This is a genomic window from Pontitalea aquivivens, assembly GCF_046507575.1.
Taxonomy (GTDB): domain Bacteria; phylum Pseudomonadota; class Alphaproteobacteria; order Rhodobacterales; family Rhodobacteraceae; genus Pontitalea; species Pontitalea aquivivens.
The window spans coordinates 179769-197410 of sequence record NZ_JBKFEY010000003.1 but is presented as its reverse complement, the minus strand read 5'-3'; the positions used below and the strand labels follow the sequence as shown (position 1 = coordinate 197410).

Sequence of the window (17642 nt, the reverse complement as noted above, 5' to 3'; positions counted from 1 at the left end):
CGCGACACTGCCCCGCGCCCTTGCATGCGGCAAGCCCGGCGCGCGGGCGGCATCATGTTGGCGGCTTTGCGCGGGAAAGCACATTTTCAAGCCGCTTGAAGCTGTTTGCGATACCGGCGGGTTCGGGATCGGACAAAAACGAATCAAGCGCGGGCCAGACCCGGATGGCGGCGTCGATCATCGGGTCAGATCCGGCGGCATAAAGCCCCGCCTGAATCATCAACTCTGCCCGGTCATAGCTTCCCAGAAGCCTGCGGGCCTGCGCGATCAGGTTGTTTTCGGCCCCGGTCGCCGCATCGGGCAGCGATCGGGAAACCGAGCGCAGCAGATCGATCGCAGGATAGCGACCGCGCTCGGCGATGGCGCGGTCAAGCACCACATGCCCGTCCAGCACGCCGCGCAGGATATCGGCGACCGGCTCTTCCATGTCCGATCCGGCCACCAGAACCGAAAAGACCGCCGTGATGTCGCCGCTGCCCTGATGCCCTGGTCCGCTGCGTTCGGCCAGCGCCATGATCATGTGCGACGTTGAGGGCGGAAATCCCCGCAGACTAGGCGCCTCGCCGCCCGCAAGGGCCACCTCACGGTGGGCCTCGGCAAAGCGCGTCACGCTGTCGGCCAGAAACAGCACATGATCGCCCCGGTCGCGGAAATGTTCGGCCACGGCCATCGCCGCCCAGGCGCAGCGACGCCGGATCAGGGGCGATTGGTCGGATGTGGCCGCGATGATGACAGCACGTTGCATGCCCTCGGGGCCCAGTGTGTTTTCGACGAATTCACGCAGTTCGCGGCCCCGTTCGCCGATCAGGGCGATAACGACGACATCTGCGGCGATACCCTTGGCAAGCTGGGCCAGCAGGGTCGATTTGCCCACGCCCGAGCCTGCGAACAGGCCGATCCGCTGGCCGCGGACAATCGGCAGCAGGGTGTTGAACACCGCGACCCCGGTTTCCAGCCGCTGGCCCAACCGGCGGCGTTGCGCGGCGGGGGGGGGCGGTGCGCGCAACGGGCGTTCCACCTTGCCGCGCATCAGCGCCCGCCCATCCAGCGGTGCGCCGAACGGATCGACGATGCGGCCGACCCAGCTGTCGTCGGGGGCGATTCCGGCCTGGCCCAGCAGATCGACAGCGTCGTTGATGGCGATGCCATCGGCCGCCCCGTCGGGCAAAAGCGTCACCCTGTCGGGGCGCAGCGCCAACACTTCGGCCCCGATGTCGCGCCCGTTCTGGCACCGGATCATGGTCCGGTCGCCCAGTGCGGCGCGGGACGACAGACCGGCCACCTCGACCGTGCCCGCGCCTACCGACATGACCCGCCCGATGGTGCGCAGCCTGCCCATGTCCGCGATTTCGGCACGCAGCAGTTCCAGACTTTGTGAAACCATTCTGGCCTCCCTGTGTTCTCGAAACGTTTTCTAAATGATTCGACCTTAAGCCTTGGTGAAAGTTCGGAGGAGAAGCCCCGATGTTCGAGAAACTTGAAATCATGCAGATGGCGCAGGCCATGGCCCGCCATGCCGCGCTGCGCCAGAACGCCGTGGCGCAAAACATCGCCAATGCCGACACCCCCGGCTATGTCGCGCGCGACGCCCCCGCCTTTTCGGAAACCTACCAGCAAGCCGATGGTCGCGGCATGCAGGCGTCCCGGCCCGGTCATGTCGGCGGCGCCGACCGGCTGCAGGTCGCCATCACCGCGCGGCGCGAACCGGGCGTCATGTCGCCCGACGGAAACTCGGTCTCGCTGGAATCCGAGATGGTCAAGGGCATCGAGGTCAAGCGCCAGCACGATCTGGCGCTTGCCGTCTACAAAAGCTCGCTCAACCTGCTGCGCGCCAGCCTTGGGAAGGGATGATCATGACCGATTTTTCAAATGCCCTGGGTCTTTCGGCGTCCGCAATGAAGGCCCAGTCGATGCGGCTTCGGCATGTTTCGGAAAACATCGCCAATGCCGACACGCCCGGTTATCGCCGCAAGACGACCTCTTTCGAAGAGGTGAAGGACACCGGGCGCCCCACCGGCGCCGTCCGGCTTGGCGATGTGCGACTTGACCGGCGGGATCTGACGCGGATCCACGATCCGGGTCATCCGCTGGCGGATGAAAGTGGCTACTACGACGGCTCGAATGTCGATCTGGTGGTCGAAATCGCTGACGCGCGCGAAGCGCAGCGCAGCTACGAGGCGAACCTCAGGATGTTTGATCAGGCGCGGCAGATGTCGTCCTCGCTGCTTGAACTTCTGCGCCGATAGACGACGGGAGATCCAGAATGGATATCAGAAGCACTTTCGCAAGTCAGGCCTATGTGCAGGGCCGCAACGCGGCCGCCCCGGTCGCTGAGGCCGGGGGCGGACAATCCGCCCTTGGCCAGATGGCCGACAATTTCCTTGACACCCTGAAGGCGGGTGAGGAAACGGCGCGGGCCGCCATGGCCGGCCAGGCCGACCCGCATGCGCTGGTTCAGGCGCTGGCCGCGACCGAACTTGCGGTGGAAACCGCGGTGACCGTGCGCAACAAGGTCGTCGAGGCCTACCAGGAAATCCTGCGGATGCCTGTGTGATCATGCGGGAATTGGTTTTCTTTGACACGATGCGCCAGGGGCTTTGGGTCGCGGTGATGATTTCCGCCCCGATGCTGACGGTCGCGCTGATCGCAGGCATTGCGATCGGTCTTTTCCAGGCGCTGACCTCGGTGCAGGAAATGACCCTGACCTTTGTTCCCAAGGTCGGCGCGATGCTGGTCGTGTTCTGGGTGTCGATGTCGTTCATGACCGAGGCGCTGGTTGCCTTTTTCACCACGCGCATCGTTCCGATCATCGCAGGGGGGTAGGATGGACAATGCCATCTATGCGACGCTGACCCGGCAATCGGGCTTGATGCGCGAAATGCGCGTGGTCGCCAACAACATTGCGAATGTCTCGACCACCGGCTTCCGGCGCGAGGGCGTCTTGTTCGCCGAACATGTCGCGGCGCTGGGCGGGGCGGAACCTTCGCTGTCGATGTCCCATGCGAATGGTCGGCATGTCGACCTTACGCAGGGGTCGTTGGCCCAGACCGGCGGCACCTTCGACTTCGCCATCGAGGGCGAGGGGTTCTTTCAGATCGAGACGCCGCAGGGCGTGCAGCTGACGCGGGCGGGCAGTTTCATCCCTTCGGCCGAGGGCGAGTTGCTGACCGTGGATGGCCATCGCCTGCTGGACATTGGTGGCGCCCCGGTTTTCGTGCCTGCCGCCGCGCGCGCGATTGCGGTGGCGCAGGATGGCACGCTGTCCGCCGATGGCGCGCCCCTGGCACAGATCGGGATCGTGCTGCCCGCCGATCGCACCTCGCTCCGGCATGGCGGGGGCACGCGCTTCGCCTATGAGGGCGAGGTCGAGCCGGTCGAGGGCGCCGTTTTGCTGCAGGGCTATGTCGAGGAATCGAATGTCGATCCTATCTCCGAGATCGCGCGAATGATCGAGGTTCAGCGGGCCTATGAACTGGGTCAGACCTTCCTGGACCGCGAGGATGAGCGCATCCGCACCACCATTTCAACTCTTGGCCGATGAGGTTTCACCATGCGCGCACTTCAGATTGCCGCGACCGGCATGAGCGCCCAGCAGATGCGGGTGGAGGTTATTTCCAACAACCTCGCGAACATGTCGACCACGGGCTACAATGCCCGGCGGGCGGAATTCGCCGATCTGCATTATCAGCAAATGACGCGCCCGGGCACGATCACCGCCAATGACGGGACGGTCGTGCCGGCAGGCGTTCAGCTGGGGCTTGGCGTACGCCCGGCTGCGGTTTCGGTCACCCTGGCGCAGGGGTCGCTTGTGGCGACCAATGGCGATCTGGACGTGGCGATTGACGGGCACGGCTATCTTGAGGTGTCCTTGCCCTCGGGTCTTTCCGCCTATACGCGCGACGGCGGGCTGAAACGTTCGCCCGACGGCCAGATCGTCAATTCCGACGGCTACCCGGTGGTGCCGGGGATCACGATCCCCCAGGAAACGCGGGCGCTGGCAATCAATGCCGCAGGTGAGGTCTATGCCTATTTCTCTGACCGCACCGAGCCTGAGCTTCTGGGTCAGTTCACGTTGTCCAGTTTCACGAATGAAAAGGGCCTGGAAGCGATCGGGTCGAACCTCTTTCTTGAAACCGGCGCCTCCGGGCCGCCGCAGGTTGCCGCGCCTGGCGAGGTGGGGTTGGGCACGCTGCGTCAGGGCTATCTCGAAGAAAGCTCGGTCGATGCGGTCCGTGAGATCACCGAACTGATCAAGGCGCAGCGCGGGTATGAATTGAATGCCAAGGTGATCACGGCCGCTGACCAGATGCTTGGCGCAACGACGCAGGTGCGCTGATGCACCGGCGCGGCATCATCACGGCGCTTGGTGTGCTTGTGGCCTGCGGCACGCAGGCCTGGGGCGATACCGTCGTGGCCACACGGACGATCCGTGCCTTGTCCGTGATCCAGCCCGAGGATGTGGACATCGTGGCCGAAGTCATCCCCGGTGCGCTGACCCATCCCGAAGACGCCATCGGACTTGAGGCGCGCGTGTCGCTTTATGCCGGGCGCCCCATTCGCCCCGGCGATCTGGCGGCCCCGGCCCTGATCGAGCGCAACCAGATCATCCCGCTGATCTACCGCAATGGCACACTGACCATAAAGACAGCCGGGCGCGCCCTTGCCCGTGGCGGCGAGGGAGAGGCCATCCGGGTGCTGAACCTGTCATCCAAAGTCACCGTAACGGCGACTGTTGACGCCACAGGCGCGGCCGTCGTCGGGTCCTATTGAAGGAAATCACCATGCGTGGCGCATTTTTGATCCTGTTGCTCTCTGCCGGTCTGATGGCCTGTCAAAGGCTTGAAGAGGTGGGCAAGGCACCGGCCTTCACCCCGGCCGAGGCCGGCAATGAATTTTACGCAATGTCAAGCGTGCCCATGCCGATGGATCACGCGCCGCCGTCGGGTACGACCGAGGCATCGCTGTGGTCGGGGGGGCGTGGCTCGCTTCTGGGGGATCGCCGTGCCGCTCAGCGTGGCGATATTCTGACGGTCGTGATCGAAATCGACGAGAAAGCCGAGATATCGAACAGCAGCGGGCGCAGTCGAAGCGGATCGGAAACGATGGGTATCCCCTCGATGCTTGGCATTCCGCAGCGGCTTGACCGCAAGCTGCCCGAGGGCGCCAGCATGGCCGATGCCGTTTCCACCGATTCCAGTTCCTCTTACCAGGGAAACGGCTCGGTCGCGCGCAAGGAAAAGCTGACCCTGCGCGTGGCGGCGACGGTGCTGGACCGCCTGCCCAATGGCGTCTTGCGCATTCAGGGCAGTCAGGAGGTACGCGTCAATTTCGAGGTGCGTGAGCTGATCGTCACCGGATTCGTGCGCCCCGAAGATGTCAGTCGCCTGAATGAGGTGACCTATGACAAGATCGCCGGCGCGCGCATTTCCTATGGCGGGCGGGGGCAGATCACGGACGTTCAGCAACCACGCATCGGCCAGCAGATCGCCGATGTCCTGCTTCCGTTCTAGGGGGGAACAATGCGCAAAATTCTTCCGATCATCCTGGCCCTGATCGGGCTGGCCGGGGGCGTTGGCGCGGGATACTTCCTGCGTCCGCCCGCCGAAGCCGCGGCGGAAAGCCAGGGTGCCGATCCCCCCCCGGGCGCGCCGCCTGCGCAAGCTGCGGCGGATAGGGCCGCCGCGGTTGAATATGTGAAGCTGAACAATCAGTTCATCATTCCGGTCGTGCAAAAGGCGCGCGTCGAGGCGCTTGTGATCCTGTCGCTCAGCCTGGAGGTGAAGACCGGCGCCACGGAACGGGTCTATTCGGTCGAACCGAAGCTGCGCGATTCCTTCCTCCAGGTCTTGTTCGAACATGCGAATGCGGGGGGCTTCAGCGGCGCGTTTACCGAGACGATCAATATTTCGGCCCTGCGCCGCGCTTTGCTTGAGGCTGCCCGGAAGACGCTTCGGGATGATGTCTCGGATGTGCTGATCTCTGACATCGTCCGGCAGGATACCAGCTGATTTCGGGGTGGTGCGGTCCATGGCTGCGTCCCGGGCAGGCCGGCGCAGCCCAACCGCCCGCCTGGATGACCTTGATTTGCCGGCCTGCCTGCGGGCCCGGTGCGGCCAGGGCCTGCCGACATGCGGCACCGCGGCTGATGTGCCGATTTTCGCTTTACAAATGACATAAAGAGATAACATTATCCGTGGAGGCGGCGCGCCAGGGTGCAGGGCGGGGTACGCTGAAAGGGCCTCGTCCGGGGCCACCTGCGATGCAGAGGAGCTCGACCATGGAAATGTCATCGCTGACGGCGCGTCAAATTTATGAACATGCCAAGGCAAATCCCACCCGCCGCCGCTTTGGCTTTGGCCGCAAGCCGATGCTGATCAACATCGATCTGCAGCGCGCCTATACCGCGGTGGGTGAATTTGCCACCGCCTATGAAACCGATCCCAGGCAGCTGGATCACATCAATCGGCTGGCCGGTCTGGCCCGCGCCAAAGGGCTGCCGATCACCTGGACCTATGTCGCCTACATGCAATCGGGCGAGGATTGCGGCGTCTGGGGAACCCGCACCGACACCCCGGATTCGTTGCAGAACATCAAGGTCGGCTCGCCCCGGTCGGAACTGGATCCGCGCCTGAACGTGGACACGGTCAAGGACATCCTCATCAACAAGCGCATGGCCTCGGCCTTCCACGAAACCAATCTGCAATCGCTGATGGTCTGGCATCAATGCGATACCGTGGTGCTGACCGGGGGCTCGACCTCGGGCTGCGTACGGGCGACGGTGGTGGATGCAATCTCGCGCGGCTATCGCGTGATCGTCCCCGAGGAATGCGTGGCCGACAAGCACGAAAGCCCGCATTTTGCCAATCTTTACGATATCTCGGTGAAATATGGCGACGTGATCCCGGTGGCCGAGGCGATCGCCTGGTACGAAGCCTGCCAGCCCGAGGGGCGCTGATATGACCGAGTCCGTGAACGAAATCCGCTCGGACCTGGGGCTTTACGGTTATCTGCCCTGGCCTGGCCGGCCAAAGATCACCTGGCCCGGCGGCGCGAAGATCGCCGTCTGGATCGCGCCGAATATCGAGTTCTATGAATACGATCCGCCGAACAACCCGACCCGCACCCCCTGGGCGCGGCCCAACCCCGACGTGCTGCAATATTCGCACCGCGACTATGGCAACCGCGCCGGCTGGCAGCGGATGATGGCGGCGATGGATCGGGCGGGGTTCCGCGGGTCTGTCTCGCTGAACGTGGCGCTGTGCGATCATCACCCGGAAATCATCCGCGCCTGCGCCGATCGGGGGTGGGAATTCTTTTCCCATGGCATCTACAACACCCGCTATGTCTACAACATGACGATCGGGCAGGAACGCGCGATCATCAAGGATGCCTTTGATACGGTGCGCCGGCACACGGGCCAGGAACTGGCGGGCTGGCTGTCGCCGGCGCTGTCCAACAACCTGTGGACGATGGACATCCTGTCCGAGGCGGGCATTCAATATACCTGTGACATGTTCCACGATGACCAGCCGATGCCGGTGAAGGTCAAGTCGGGCAAGCTGATCTCGATGCCCTATTCGCTCGAGATGAACGACGTGATCGTCTACAACAGCCAGAAGGTCACGCCGCGCCATTATGGCGAGATCATCAAGCGCCAGTTCGACCAGCTTTACAAGGAAGGCGCGGAAAGCGGCACCGTGATGTGCATCCCGCTGCATCCTTATCTGGTGGGACAGCCGCACCGGATCGAGGCCTTTGCCGAGGCGATCGACTATATCGCCGGGCATGAGGGCGTGTGGAAAGCGACCGGGCGCGAGATTGCCGCGCATTACCACGCCTCGGGCGCCTATGATGCGATAACCACGGCGATTGAAGCCCATGAACGGGGGACCCGCTGATGCCGATGCCCGACAGCTATCTGGAATATCCGGCGCGCCGCTATGGCATGGACCATGACCGCTATGACTGGTCCGATATGTTCACGCGCAAGCCGATCGTCTGGCCCGGTGGGGCGCGGGTCGCGCTATCGATCGTGACGCATGTGCAGCACTTCCCGCTTGACATGCCGGCCAAGCCCTTCAAGGCGCCGGGCGCGCTGTCGATGCCCTATCCCGACTTCCGCTATTTCACCAACCGCGACTATGGCAACCGGATCGGCGTGTTCCGGGTGCTGCGGCTTCTGGCGGACAAGGGGCTGCGCACCAGCTTTGCGATCAACGGCATCATCGCTGAACGTTATCCGGCGGTGATCCGCGCGGTGGTTGAAGGCGGGCATGAGGTGGTGGCGCATGGGCTTGACATGGGCAAGGTGCACCATTCGGGCCTGGATGCCGCGACCGAAGAGGCGACCATCACGCAGGCGTTGGCGCTGTTGCGCAAGGCCAGTGGCCAGACGGTCGGGGGCTGGCTGTCGCCGGGCCGCGCGCAGGGGGGCCACACGCCGGAACTGTTGGCGAAGAGCGGCGTCGAGTGGACGCTGGACTGGGCCAATGACGACCTGCCTTATGAAATGCGCACCGGCGAAGGCCCGCTGCTGGCGATGCCGCAGGCCTATGAGACCGACGATCAGGTCGTGGCCAACGAATATTTCCATTCCGAACCCGACTGGGTGCGGCAGGTCAAGGACCGCTTCGACGTGCTCTATCGCGAAAGCGCCGAATACGGTGGCCGGGTGATGAGCCTGCCGTTGCATTCCTGGGTTTCGGGCATGCCCTATCGCGTGGAATATCTGCGTGAGGCACTGGACTACATCCTGTCGCACGAGGGCGTCTGGTCCGCGCCGACGGGCGAAATCGCGGCGGCCTTCCGCGCGCAGGTGTAAGCCATGACCGAAGCACGCACCATGTTCGCCAAGATCTGGGAGGCGCATGAGATTCTGCGCCACCCTTCGGGCCCGTCGCTGCTGTATATCGACCGGGACATGATCCACGAAGGCAGCTTTCACGCCTTCGCCGATCTGAAGCGGCGGGGGCTGAAGCCGCGCCGGCCAGGCCAGATATTCGGCATCGCCGATCACTATGTGCCCACCACCGGGCGCAGCGCGGCGCAGGCCGCAAGCCCCGCCATCGCGCGGATGATCGACACCTTTGACGAGAACATGGAATGGGGCGGGGTGCGGCACTTCAGCCTGTCCAGCCGCCAGCAGGGGATCGTGCATGTGGTGGCGCCTGAACAGGGGATCACCCTGCCGGGGCTGACCATCGTCTGTTCGGACAGCCACACCTCAACCCAAGGTGCGCTGGGCGCGATCGCCTTTGGCATCGGACAGTCGGAAAACGCCCATGTGCTGGCCACGCAGACGCTGTGGCAGACCCGGCCGAAAACCATGCGCGTGACGGTGGATGGCGCGCTGGGGCGGGGTGTCAGCGCCAAGGATGTGATGCTGACGCTGATCGCGCAGATCGGCGCGGCCGGGGCAGGGGGCCATGCCATCGAATTCGCCGGATCGGTGGTGCGGAACCTCTCGGTCGAGGGGCGGCTGACGCTGTGCAACATGTCGATCGAGGCGGCGGCGCGGCTGGGCATGGTGGCGCCCGATGAAACCACCTTTACCTATATCCGGGGCCGTCACTATGCCCCAAGCGACCAGGAATGGGATGGCGCGCTGGATCAATGGCGCCGCCTGCCCACCGATGCGGCCGCCGTCTTTGACCGCGAGGTCACGCTGGATGGGGCCGCGATCGCGCCGATGGTCACCTGGGGCACCAGCCCCGAGGATGCGCTGCCGATCACCGGCCGTGTGCCCGACCCCACCAGCTTTGCCGGCGCCGACAAGCGCACGGCCGTGGCCCGGGCACTGGACTATATGGACCTGACGCCCGGCACCCCGCTGGAGGGTCTGGGGATCGACAAGGTCTTCATCGGGTCCTGCACCAATGCCAGGATCGAGGATCTGCGCGCCGCCGCCGCCGTTCTGAAGGGGCGCAAGGCCGTGGTGCCCGCGATCATCGTGCCGGGGTCCACCCCCGTGCGCGATCAGGCCGAGGCTGAGGGAATCGCGCAGCTCTTCCGCGACGCGGGCTTTGACTGGCGCCAGTCGGGCTGTTCGATGTGCGCGGCGATGAACGGCGATGTGGTGGGGCCGGGGGAACGCTGCGCCTCGACCTCGAACCGCAATTTCGTGGGCCGCCAGGGTCCGGGCGCGCGCACCCATCTGGTCAGCCCCGCCATGGCCGCCGCCGCCGCGATCACCGGCCGGCTGACCGATGTGCGCCGGATCTGAGAGGACAGTATGAAAGCCTTCATTCGTGAAACCTCGGCCGTGGCGGTGGTGCCGATCGTCAATTGCGACACCGACCAGATCATCCCGGGCAGGTTCCTCAAGGCCGACCGGGCGCAGGGCTATGGCCAGTTCCTGTTCCATGACATCCGCCGCGATGCCGGCGGGAACCTGGACCCGGCCTTCGCGCTGAACCGTCCGGGGGCGGAACGTGCCACGATCTTGCTGGTGGGTGACAATTTCGGCTGCGGATCATCGCGCGAAGGGGCGGTTTATGCGCTGGCCGACCACGGCATCCGCGCGCTGCTGGCACCCGGCTTTGGCGACATCTTCTATAACAACGCGCTGAAGAACGGCCTTGTGCCGGTGCGCCTGGCCGCGCCGGTCTGCGACGCGCTGGCCGATCACCTGGCCCGCCACCCCGAAGACCCGGTGACGGTCGATCTTGAGGCCGGACAGGTGCTGTTGCCCGCCGGTCTGGGCCCCCATCCGATCACGATCGAACCCTTCGCGCGCGACTGCATCCTGCGTGGCCTGGATGAGATTGAACTGACCCTGACCCATCTGGACCAGATCGAGGCGTTTGAGGCGGCCCGTATCGCCGCCAACCCCTGGCTGGGCCGCTGAGACCGAAAAAGGACCGACAGATGACCCTTACCCGCACGAAACGACTTCGGCAGGCCCTTGCGGGCGACCGGGCGATCATGGCCCCGGGCGTGGTCGATGCGATGTATGCCCGCCTGGTGGCCGAGGCCGGATTTCCGGCGATGTACATGACCGGTGCGGGCACCTCGGCCACGCGGCTGGGCTATCCCGATGTGGGCCTGTTGACGATGACGGAAATGGTCGACAACGCCACCCGCATCGCCGATGCATCCGACGTGCCGCTGATCGCGGATGCCGACAACGGCTTTGGCGGGCCCTTGAACGTGCGCCGGGCGATCCAGCTTTATGAACGCGGCGGGGTTGCGGCGGTCCATCTGGAGGATCAGGTCCTGCCCAAGCGTTGCGGCCATTTGTCGGGCAAGCAGCTGATCCCGGCCGAGGATATGGTGGCCAAGGTCAAGGCCGCTGTGGATGCGCGGGTGGACCCGGATTTCGTGGTCATCGCGCGTACCGACGCACTGGCGCTGCAGGGCCGCGACGCCGCCTTCGACCGGGCCGAGATGTATCGCGAGGCCGGCGCCGATATGATTTTCATCGAAAGCCCCGGCCCCGATGACCTGTCCCATATCGCGCCGCGCTTCCCGGGCGTGCCGCTGTTGTACAACATGGCGACGTCGGGCAAGACACCATTCCTGTCGCGGTCCGAGGTTGAGGCGCTGGGTTTCAAGCTGATCATCTACCCCAACTGGCTTTTGCTGTCGGCCTGCGAGGCGGCGCGCCGCACGCTGGAGGTGATGAAGACCGAGGAAAGCATCGCCTCGATCGCGCCCACCGTCATGAGCTTCAAGCAGTTCTTCGACATGGCCCGGATGGCCGAGGTGCAGGAACTTGAGGCGCGCTATGGCACGCCCGAACACAGCCGCACCGATTATTGAAACCATCCCGGCGCCCCCGGCGCCGCCTTGCCAAAGAGGCCGAAGATGGCAGTTCTGTCCGCCGAAGGCGTAAAGTTCGATTTCGAAATGCCGGTCGTTGTGGTCGGCGCGGGGGCCTGTGGCCTTGTCGCGGCGCTGGCGGCACATGACGCGGGCGCCGAGGTGATGATCCTGGAACGCGACGAAAGCCCGCGCGGATCGACCTCGCTGTCGGCCGGGCTGATCCCGGCGCCGGGCACGCGGCTGCAACGCGCGGCCGGGATCGAGGACAGCGCCGAACTGTTCGCCGCCGATCTGGTGGCCAAGACCCACGGCCACACCCCGCCGGACATGGCGCTGGTTGCGGCGCAGGCGGCGGGCCCGATGATCGACTGGCTGATGGACAGCCACGGCATCGAATTCGAACTGGTGACGGGCTTCCTGTATCCCGGCCATTCGCGGATGCGGATGCATGGCCCCAAAAGCCGCACCGGCGCCGATCTGGAACAGGCGCTTCTGGCGGCGGTGGCGGCGGCGGGGATCGACCTGGTCACCGGCGCCTCGGTCGAGGATCTGTATGCCGATGCCGACGGGCGCGTCACCGGGTTGCGGTTCCGTCGTCCCGATGGCGCGCTGGAAAGCCTGGGTTGCCGGGCGCTGGTGCTGGCCTGCTGCGGATTTGCGGGCGATGTCGACATGGTGCGCCGTTTCATCCCCGAAATCGCCGATGCCGAATGCTGTGGGCATCTGTCGAACACGGGTGATGCGGTGAAATGGGGCGAGGGGCTGGGCGCCGCGCTGGCCGACATGGGCGCCTATCAGGGCCATGGCTCGGTCGCGCATCCGCATGGTCTGCCGCTGACCTGGGCGGTGATCACCAAGGGTGGGGTGCTGGTGAATACAGAGGGGCGGCGCTTTTCGAATGAAATGCGCGGCTATTCCGAACATGGCGCCGAAGTGGCGGCGCAGCCCGGCCACATCGCTTGGGACATTTTCGATGCCAGGGGCGAACACGAGGCGCTGGGCTTTCACGACTATCGTGAAATCCGTGCGCTGGGCGCGGTCAGGACCGCCGCGACGCTGGGCGAACTGGCCGCGGCCACCGGCCTGCCGCTTGCGGTGCTGCACGCGGAATTCGACGCGATCGCCAAGGCCGCCCGTACCGGCACGCCCGACCGTTTTGGCCGCCGCTTCACGCCCGACGATCTGCTGCAGCCGCCCTTTCATGCGGTCAAGGTCAATGGCGCGCTGTTCCACACCCAGGGCGGGCTTGTGATCGATGCCAAGGCGCGGGTGCTGCGGCCCGATGGCCGCGCGCTGCCCAATCTGATGGCGGGCGGTGGTGCCGCGCGGGGGGTGTCGGGCGATTCCAATTATGGCTATCTGTCGGGCAACGGCCTTTTGTCGGCCACCGCCTTCGGGCGCCTGGCCGGGATCAGCGCCGCGCGCATCGCCGGCTGATCCGGGCGCCTAGCCCGGCTGCGTGCCGTCCAGGGTGAAATCCTTGCCCTGATCGCGCCGCAGCGTGACGCGGTATTCGTAGCGATCCGCGCAATACAGGATTTCTGCGGCGTAAAAAGGTACCAGCGCGGTATCGTAGAACACCCGGTTGACCCGCATCAGCGGCGCCCCCACCGGGATCTGCAGGTGCTGCGAGGCATGTTCATCCGCCAGCGTCGCGGTCAGCGCCTGTTCGACCTGTTCCACCTCGGCGCCTGCGCGCTGGACCAGATCGATCATGTTCGTTGTCGCCAGATCCTCATGGCGCAGTGCGGCCCCGACCCTGGGAACCAGATATGCCATCGACAGCGAATAGGGCTTGCCGTCCAGGTCGCGCACACGCACCGCGCGCACCAGTTCGGCGGTTGGTGCCACGCCCATCTGCGCGCAGATCCGCGGCGGGGCCTCGCCCCGGTCCAGGCTGATGACGCGCAGGCGCGTGCTTTGCCCGACCGCGTTCAGATAATTCAAAAGCCCGCTGACATTCGACACGACCGCGCGGTTGAGCGTGTTTTCCCGCGCGCGGTCGGTGACAAAGGTGCCGCGGCCGCGGGTGCGGGTCACCAGGCCTTCGGCGGTCAGCATTTCCATCGCGCGGCGGACCGTGATCCGGCTGACGGAAAAGTTTTCGGCCAGGTCCGCCTCGGTCGGGACGGGAACGTCCGCCGGATAGTAGCCGTTCACGATCCGCTCACGCATGACCGCGTAGATCCTGTGATACAGCGGGGTGGGCGAGCTTGTCTCGGCCATGTGCGGGGTCACCTCTTGCGCGGGGGCAGATCATACACACCGAATGGGCCGCCCAAGTCAACGCCCCCCGCGGCTGTGGCGCTGCTGCGCCCGGTCAGCGCCCCTGCCAGCGGGGCGGGCGGCGTTCCAGAAAGGCACGCGCGCCTTCGGTCGCATCCGCGCTGGCCATGACCCGGCGCAATGTCGCCGTGTTTTCCGCCCAAAGTGCGGGAAACGCGGCGCGTTCGGCCGCCCGGCTCAGGCCAAGCGAGGCGGATACCGCAAGCGGCGCGTTCTGCGCGATCTCTTCGGCCAGGGCCAGCGCGGCATCCAGCGCGCCGCCTTGGGGGGCGCGGCGCGCGATCAGGCCCAGATCCCAGGCCTCGGCCGTGTCGATCAGCCGTCCCGTCAGGATGATTTCGCGCGCCCGTCCCGGCGCGATCACGCTGGCCAGCCGCAGCGCGCCGCCGGCGCCCGCGACCAGCCCGCGCATCACCTCGGGCAGGCCAAAGCGGGCGCCTTCTTCGGCCACGATCAGATCGCAGGCCAGCGCCAGTTCGAACCCGCCTGCCAGGGCCGCACCATGCACCGCGGCGATCAGCGGCTTGGTCCGCGATGCCTCGGTCAGACCGGCAAAGCCGCCGGGGCCGAACAGCACGGCTTCGACCTGGCCGTCGGCGAAGGCCGCCAGATCCATACCCGCGCAGAACACCGGGCCATCGCCACACAGCACCGCCACGCGCAGGTCGGGGTCGGCCTCGAACCGGGCCAGCGCGTCTGTCATCGCGGCGGTGGTGGCCGCGTCGATCGCATTGCGCCGGTTTGCGCGGTCCAGCGTCAGGATCGCGATGGCGCCGCGGGTTTCGAAACGCAGGGGCAGGGCTGTCATGCCGGGGTCTCCTTGTTCAGGCGGTTGCGCAGTTCGGCGCGGATGATCTTGCCGGTCGTGGTTACCGGCATGTCCCGGATCACATGGATCGCGCGGGGGTATTCATAGGCGGCCAGCCGGGTGCGGACATGATCGGCGATTTCGGCGCGCAGCGCGGGGCTGTCTTCATGGCCGGGGCGCAGCGTGACGAAGGCGGCCACGATTTCGCCGCGCAGGGGATCAGGCTGGCCGACAACACCGGCCATGGCGATGGCGGGATGCGCGATCAGGCAATCCTCGATTTCCGCGGGGCCGACGCGATACCCGCCCGTCGAGATGATGTCATCGTCGCGCCCCTTGAACACCAGCCGCCCGTCGGGCCGGCGCAGGCCGCGGTCGCCGGTCACCAGCCAGCGCCCCTCGGGGCCGATGATGAATTTTGCCGCCGTGGCCGCGGGCTGGTTCCAGTAGCCCAGAAACATCACCGGATCGGGCGACAGGATCGCGATCGCCCCCTCGGCCCCGTCGGGCAGGCGGTGGCCATTCTCGTCGATCACATCGGCGCGGTGGCCCGGCACTGGCCAGCCCATGACACCGTTATCGGGGGGCGCCAGCGCGCCGCAGCTGGACACGACCATGTTGCATTCCGTCTGGCCGTAGAATTCGTTGATTGTCACGCCAAGCGCCTGGCGGCCCCAATCCAGCAGTTGCGTGCCCAGCGGTTCCCCCCCCGACGCGACCGAGCGCATCTTCAGCCCCCAGTTCGGGCTGTCAGGGTCTGCCTTCATCATCTTGAGCGCGGTGGGCGGCAGGAAGGCGTTGCGCACGTCAAAACGGCGGATCAGGTCGGCTGCCGCGCGGGCCGAGAATTTGCGAAAGCGGCAGGCCACCACCGGCACGCCATGATGCAGCGCGGGCATCAGCACATCCAGAAGCCCGCCGATCCAGGCCCAGTCGGCCGGGGTCCAGATCCGGTCGCCGGGCCGGGGCAGGAAATCATGGCTCATTTCGACACCCGGCAGATGACCGGGCAGCACACGATGGGCATGCAGCGCGCCCTTGGGGTTGCCGGTGGTGCCCGAGGTGTAGATCAGCAGCGCAGGCGCATTGGCCAGCGTCCGCACCGGCGCAAAGCCGTCCGCGGCGGCGGCGCAGGCGGCGTCGAAATCCAGTGCCCCGGGGGCCGGGCCGTCAACGGTGAAGATCACCTGCAGATCGGGCAGGTCCGCCCGGATGTCCGCGATCAGCGGCAGGCTGGCGTGATCGGTCACCAGAACGCGCGCGCCGCTGTCGCGCAGGCGGTGCAGCAGCGCCTCGGGGCCGAACAATGTGAACAGGGGCAATGAAATGCACCCGGCCTTGAAGGCCGCGATATGGGCGACGGCGGTTTCGCGCCGCTGCGGCAGCAGGATCGCCACCCGGTCGCCCGGGTCGCGCCCGTTGCCGCGCAGGCCCAGGCCCACCAGCACATTGGCAAAGCGATCCGAGGCCGCTCGCAGCTGGGCAAAGGTGGTCTGCCGGGCGGGGCCATAGCCATCCTCGGCCACCTCGATCAGCGCGACGCGGTCCGGATCGGCCGCCGCCCAGCGATCGCAGACATCGACGCCGATGTTGTAGAATTCGGGGATATCCCAGCGAAATGCCGACATGGTCGCGGCATAGCTCTCCCTGCGAGACAGCACCATTTCCTCCCGTTTGCCGGGGCCGCGCCCTGCGCAGGGCGCGGCCCGTTCCTTCGGGGAAAGTGAAATCATCCACGGGGGGCTTGTCCACCGCCGGAAAAGTTGACGCTAGGTAAGGTAATCGGCATCCCGCCCCCTCAGGTGATCAGGAACCGCGCCCTTTCGCTGCGCGCGACGCGCTGCAGATATTCCGACACGACGCGCACCCGGGCCAGGTCTTCGGTGCTTTGGTGGCTGAGAATCCAGGCGGTGCGCTTCAGGACGTAATCCCCCGTCAGCACCGGTTCCAGGCCGGGGTCGTCCAACGCCATGAACCGGGGCAGGATCGCCAGCCCCGCGCCTTCGCGGGCGGCCTCGCGCTGGGCGATCATCGAGGTTGAAGAAAAGCCCACCGGGGTGGTGATGCCCAGTTCCTCCAGATAGCGCAGTTCGGGGGAAAACAGCATCTCGGGGATATAGCCCACCAGCCGGTGGCGGCGCAGATCCTGTAGCTTCGTAGGGCGCCCATAGCGGCGCAGATAATCGGGGGCGGCAAAGAAATGCAGGTGATAGTCGGTCATCTTGCGCGCCAGCAGCCGGCCGCTTTCGGGCAAGGACAGATCGATCGACAGATGAACCTCTTGATGCGACAGCTGGAACTGGCGCGAACGGATCACCAGCGATACCTCGACATCGGGATTTTCCTGCTGAAACCGCGCCAGAAGCGGGGTCACGACATAGGTACCAAGCCCATCGGGCGCGCCGATGCGCACCATGCCCGCCAGCCGGCCGGCCTCGCCCACGATCTGTTCATGTACGCGCGTGCTGGCCCGTTCGATTTCCAGCGCGATCGGCAACAACCGCTCACCGGCCTTGGTCAGCGCATATCCGGCGGCATCGCGGATGAACAGATGCGCCCCCACGGTCTTTTCCAGCGCCTTGATCCGGCGGGCCACCGTGGTCTGGTCGATCGCCAGTGCCCGCCCCGCCGCCGTCATCCGTTTCAGCCGGCAGAGGGCCAGAAAGAACTTCAGATCGTTCCAGTCAAAACTGTCGTGCATATCTGCAGACTATATCTGCAAATATATCCATGTCAAACCGGCGTATCCCGCCTTTTAATCCGGATCGCAAAGGCTGCGCGAAGA

The 17642-nt window shown here is 65.8% G+C and carries 21 protein-coding genes; 16 read left to right on the top strand and 5 right to left on the bottom strand.

Annotated features, from left to right (window positions below):
* Window positions 1-52: 52 nt before the first annotated feature.
* Window positions 53-1384 (bottom strand): FliI/YscN family ATPase, encoded by a 1332-nt coding sequence (locus ACK8OU_RS07050; protein WP_410302666.1) that lies wholly within the window; start codon window positions 1382-1384, stop codon window positions 53-55.
* Window positions 1385-1464: 80 nt separating this feature from the next.
* Between ACK8OU_RS07050 and ACK8OU_RS07045 the strand changes: the two genes are divergently transcribed.
* From ACK8OU_RS07045 to ACK8OU_RS06970, 16 genes are all read left to right on the top strand, one after another.
* A complete protein-coding gene (locus tag ACK8OU_RS07045) occupies window positions 1465-1851 on the top strand; it encodes a FlgB family protein (protein ID WP_410302665.1) in 387 nt (128 codons plus the stop codon).
* A gap of 2 nt (window positions 1852-1853) precedes the next feature.
* Complete coding sequence (gene flgC / locus ACK8OU_RS07040; protein ID WP_410302664.1) at window positions 1854-2246, top strand: flagellar basal body rod protein FlgC; 393 nt, start codon at window positions 1854-1856, stop codon at window positions 2244-2246.
* Between the two features lie 17 nt (window positions 2247-2263).
* On the top strand, window positions 2264-2554 hold the full coding sequence (fliE, locus tag ACK8OU_RS07035) for a flagellar hook-basal body complex protein FliE (protein ID WP_410302663.1): 291 nt from the start codon (window positions 2264-2266) through the stop codon (window positions 2552-2554).
* 2 nt (window positions 2555-2556) lie between these two features.
* Window positions 2557-2823 carry a flagellar biosynthetic protein FliQ gene (locus ACK8OU_RS07030; protein ID WP_410302662.1) on the top strand — a complete coding sequence of 89 codons (267 nt, stop codon included), beginning with the start codon at window positions 2557-2559 and terminating at the stop codon, window positions 2821-2823.
* A 1-nt stretch (window position 2824) separates the two neighbouring features.
* Window positions 2825-3541 (top strand): flagellar hook-basal body complex protein, encoded by a 717-nt coding sequence (locus ACK8OU_RS07025; protein WP_410302661.1) that lies wholly within the window; start codon window positions 2825-2827, stop codon window positions 3539-3541.
* A 9-nt stretch (window positions 3542-3550) separates the two neighbouring features.
* Entirely contained in the window at window positions 3551-4336 is a 786-nt protein-coding gene (flgG, locus tag ACK8OU_RS07020) for a flagellar basal-body rod protein FlgG (protein WP_410302660.1), read from the top strand.
* A complete protein-coding gene (gene flgA, locus ACK8OU_RS07015) occupies window positions 4336-4770 on the top strand; it encodes a flagellar basal body P-ring formation chaperone FlgA (protein ID WP_410302659.1) in 435 nt (144 codons plus the stop codon). Before flgG ends, flgA begins: the two co-directional genes overlap by 1 nt.
* An 11-nt stretch (window positions 4771-4781) precedes the next feature.
* The gene (gene flgH, locus ACK8OU_RS07010; RefSeq protein WP_410302658.1) at window positions 4782-5510 is read left to right on the top strand and encodes a flagellar basal body L-ring protein FlgH; all 729 of its coding nucleotides are present in this window, start codon (window positions 4782-4784) and stop codon (window positions 5508-5510) included.
* Window positions 5511-5519: 9 nt separating this feature from the next.
* The gene (locus ACK8OU_RS07005; protein ID WP_410302657.1) at window positions 5520-6008 is read left to right on the top strand and encodes a flagellar basal body-associated FliL family protein; all 489 of its coding nucleotides are present in this window, start codon (window positions 5520-5522) and stop codon (window positions 6006-6008) included.
* 269 nt (window positions 6009-6277) lie between these two features.
* On the top strand, window positions 6278-6955 hold the full coding sequence (locus tag ACK8OU_RS07000) for an isochorismatase family protein (RefSeq protein ID WP_410302655.1): 678 nt from the start codon (window positions 6278-6280) through the stop codon (window positions 6953-6955).
* 1 nt (window position 6956) lies between these two features.
* The gene (locus ACK8OU_RS06995) at window positions 6957-7898 is read left to right on the top strand and encodes a polysaccharide deacetylase family protein (RefSeq protein WP_410302654.1); all 942 of its coding nucleotides are present in this window, start codon (window positions 6957-6959) and stop codon (window positions 7896-7898) included.
* Entirely contained in the window at window positions 7898-8821 is a 924-nt protein-coding gene (locus tag ACK8OU_RS06990; protein ID WP_410302653.1) for a polysaccharide deacetylase family protein, read from the top strand. Before ACK8OU_RS06995 ends, ACK8OU_RS06990 begins: the two co-directional genes overlap by 1 nt.
* 3 nt (window positions 8822-8824) lie before the next feature.
* Window positions 8825-10222 (top strand): 3-isopropylmalate dehydratase large subunit, encoded by a 1398-nt coding sequence (leuC, locus tag ACK8OU_RS06985; RefSeq protein ID WP_410302651.1) that lies wholly within the window; start codon window positions 8825-8827, stop codon window positions 10220-10222.
* Between the two features lie 9 nt (window positions 10223-10231).
* Window positions 10232-10846, top strand: coding sequence for a 3-isopropylmalate dehydratase small subunit (gene leuD, locus ACK8OU_RS06980; protein ID WP_410302650.1), 615 nt, complete (start codon window positions 10232-10234; stop codon window positions 10844-10846).
* Between the two features lie 20 nt (window positions 10847-10866).
* The gene (locus ACK8OU_RS06975; protein ID WP_410302649.1) at window positions 10867-11760 is read left to right on the top strand and encodes an isocitrate lyase/PEP mutase family protein; all 894 of its coding nucleotides are present in this window, start codon (window positions 10867-10869) and stop codon (window positions 11758-11760) included.
* 45 nt (window positions 11761-11805) lie between these two features.
* On the top strand, window positions 11806-13200 hold the full coding sequence (locus ACK8OU_RS06970) for an FAD-dependent oxidoreductase (protein WP_410302648.1): 1395 nt from the start codon (window positions 11806-11808) through the stop codon (window positions 13198-13200).
* Between the two features lie 9 nt (window positions 13201-13209).
* Here ACK8OU_RS06970 and ACK8OU_RS06965 read toward each other — a convergent pair whose 3' ends face one another.
* From ACK8OU_RS06965 to ACK8OU_RS06950, 4 genes are all read right to left on the bottom strand, one after another.
* Window positions 13210-13989, bottom strand: coding sequence for a GntR family transcriptional regulator (locus ACK8OU_RS06965; RefSeq protein ID WP_410302647.1), 780 nt, complete (start codon window positions 13987-13989; stop codon window positions 13210-13212).
* Window positions 13990-14083: 94 nt separating this feature from the next.
* The gene (locus tag ACK8OU_RS06960) at window positions 14084-14857 is read right to left on the bottom strand and encodes an enoyl-CoA hydratase-related protein (protein ID WP_410302646.1); all 774 of its coding nucleotides are present in this window, start codon (window positions 14855-14857) and stop codon (window positions 14084-14086) included.
* Window positions 14854-16518 (bottom strand): AMP-binding protein, encoded by a 1665-nt coding sequence (locus tag ACK8OU_RS06955; RefSeq protein ID WP_410302645.1) that lies wholly within the window; start codon window positions 16516-16518, stop codon window positions 14854-14856. Before ACK8OU_RS06955 ends, ACK8OU_RS06960 begins: the two co-directional genes overlap by 4 nt.
* Before the next feature lie 137 nt (window positions 16519-16655).
* Window positions 16656-17558 carry a LysR family transcriptional regulator gene (locus tag ACK8OU_RS06950; RefSeq protein ID WP_410302644.1) on the bottom strand — a complete coding sequence of 301 codons (903 nt, stop codon included), beginning with the start codon at window positions 17556-17558 and terminating at the stop codon, window positions 16656-16658.
* Between the last annotated feature and the right edge of the window lie 84 nt (window positions 17559-17642).

Coding starts and splice junctions, on each gene's coding strand:
- ACK8OU_RS07050 (WP_410302666.1), bottom strand. CDS start 1,384: ATGGTTTCACAAAGTCTGGAACTGCTGCGTGCCGAAATCGCGGACATG.
- ACK8OU_RS07045 (WP_410302665.1), top strand. CDS start 1,465: ATGTTCGAGAAACTTGAAATCATGCAGATGGCGCAGGCCATGGCCCGC.
- flgC (WP_410302664.1), top strand. CDS start 1,854: ATGACCGATTTTTCAAATGCCCTGGGTCTTTCGGCGTCCGCAATGAAG.
- fliE (WP_410302663.1), top strand. CDS start 2,264: ATGGATATCAGAAGCACTTTCGCAAGTCAGGCCTATGTGCAGGGCCGC.
- ACK8OU_RS07030 (WP_410302662.1), top strand. CDS start 2,557: ATGCGGGAATTGGTTTTCTTTGACACGATGCGCCAGGGGCTTTGGGTC.
- ACK8OU_RS07025 (WP_410302661.1), top strand. CDS start 2,825: ATGGACAATGCCATCTATGCGACGCTGACCCGGCAATCGGGCTTGATG.
- flgG (WP_410302660.1), top strand. CDS start 3,551: ATGCGCGCACTTCAGATTGCCGCGACCGGCATGAGCGCCCAGCAGATG.
- flgA (WP_410302659.1), top strand. CDS start 4,336: ATGCACCGGCGCGGCATCATCACGGCGCTTGGTGTGCTTGTGGCCTGC.
- flgH (WP_410302658.1), top strand. CDS start 4,782: ATGCGTGGCGCATTTTTGATCCTGTTGCTCTCTGCCGGTCTGATGGCC.
- ACK8OU_RS07005 (WP_410302657.1), top strand. CDS start 5,520: ATGCGCAAAATTCTTCCGATCATCCTGGCCCTGATCGGGCTGGCCGGG.
- ACK8OU_RS07000 (WP_410302655.1), top strand. CDS start 6,278: ATGGAAATGTCATCGCTGACGGCGCGTCAAATTTATGAACATGCCAAG.
- ACK8OU_RS06995 (WP_410302654.1), top strand. CDS start 6,957: ATGACCGAGTCCGTGAACGAAATCCGCTCGGACCTGGGGCTTTACGGT.
- ACK8OU_RS06990 (WP_410302653.1), top strand. CDS start 7,898: ATGCCGATGCCCGACAGCTATCTGGAATATCCGGCGCGCCGCTATGGC.
- leuC (WP_410302651.1), top strand. CDS start 8,825: ATGACCGAAGCACGCACCATGTTCGCCAAGATCTGGGAGGCGCATGAG.
- leuD (WP_410302650.1), top strand. CDS start 10,232: ATGAAAGCCTTCATTCGTGAAACCTCGGCCGTGGCGGTGGTGCCGATC.
- ACK8OU_RS06975 (WP_410302649.1), top strand. CDS start 10,867: ATGACCCTTACCCGCACGAAACGACTTCGGCAGGCCCTTGCGGGCGAC.
- ACK8OU_RS06970 (WP_410302648.1), top strand. CDS start 11,806: ATGGCAGTTCTGTCCGCCGAAGGCGTAAAGTTCGATTTCGAAATGCCG.
- ACK8OU_RS06965 (WP_410302647.1), bottom strand. CDS start 13,989: ATGGCCGAGACAAGCTCGCCCACCCCGCTGTATCACAGGATCTACGCG.
- ACK8OU_RS06960 (WP_410302646.1), bottom strand. CDS start 14,857: ATGACAGCCCTGCCCCTGCGTTTCGAAACCCGCGGCGCCATCGCGATC.
- ACK8OU_RS06950 (WP_410302644.1), bottom strand. CDS start 17,558: ATGCACGACAGTTTTGACTGGAACGATCTGAAGTTCTTTCTGGCCCTC.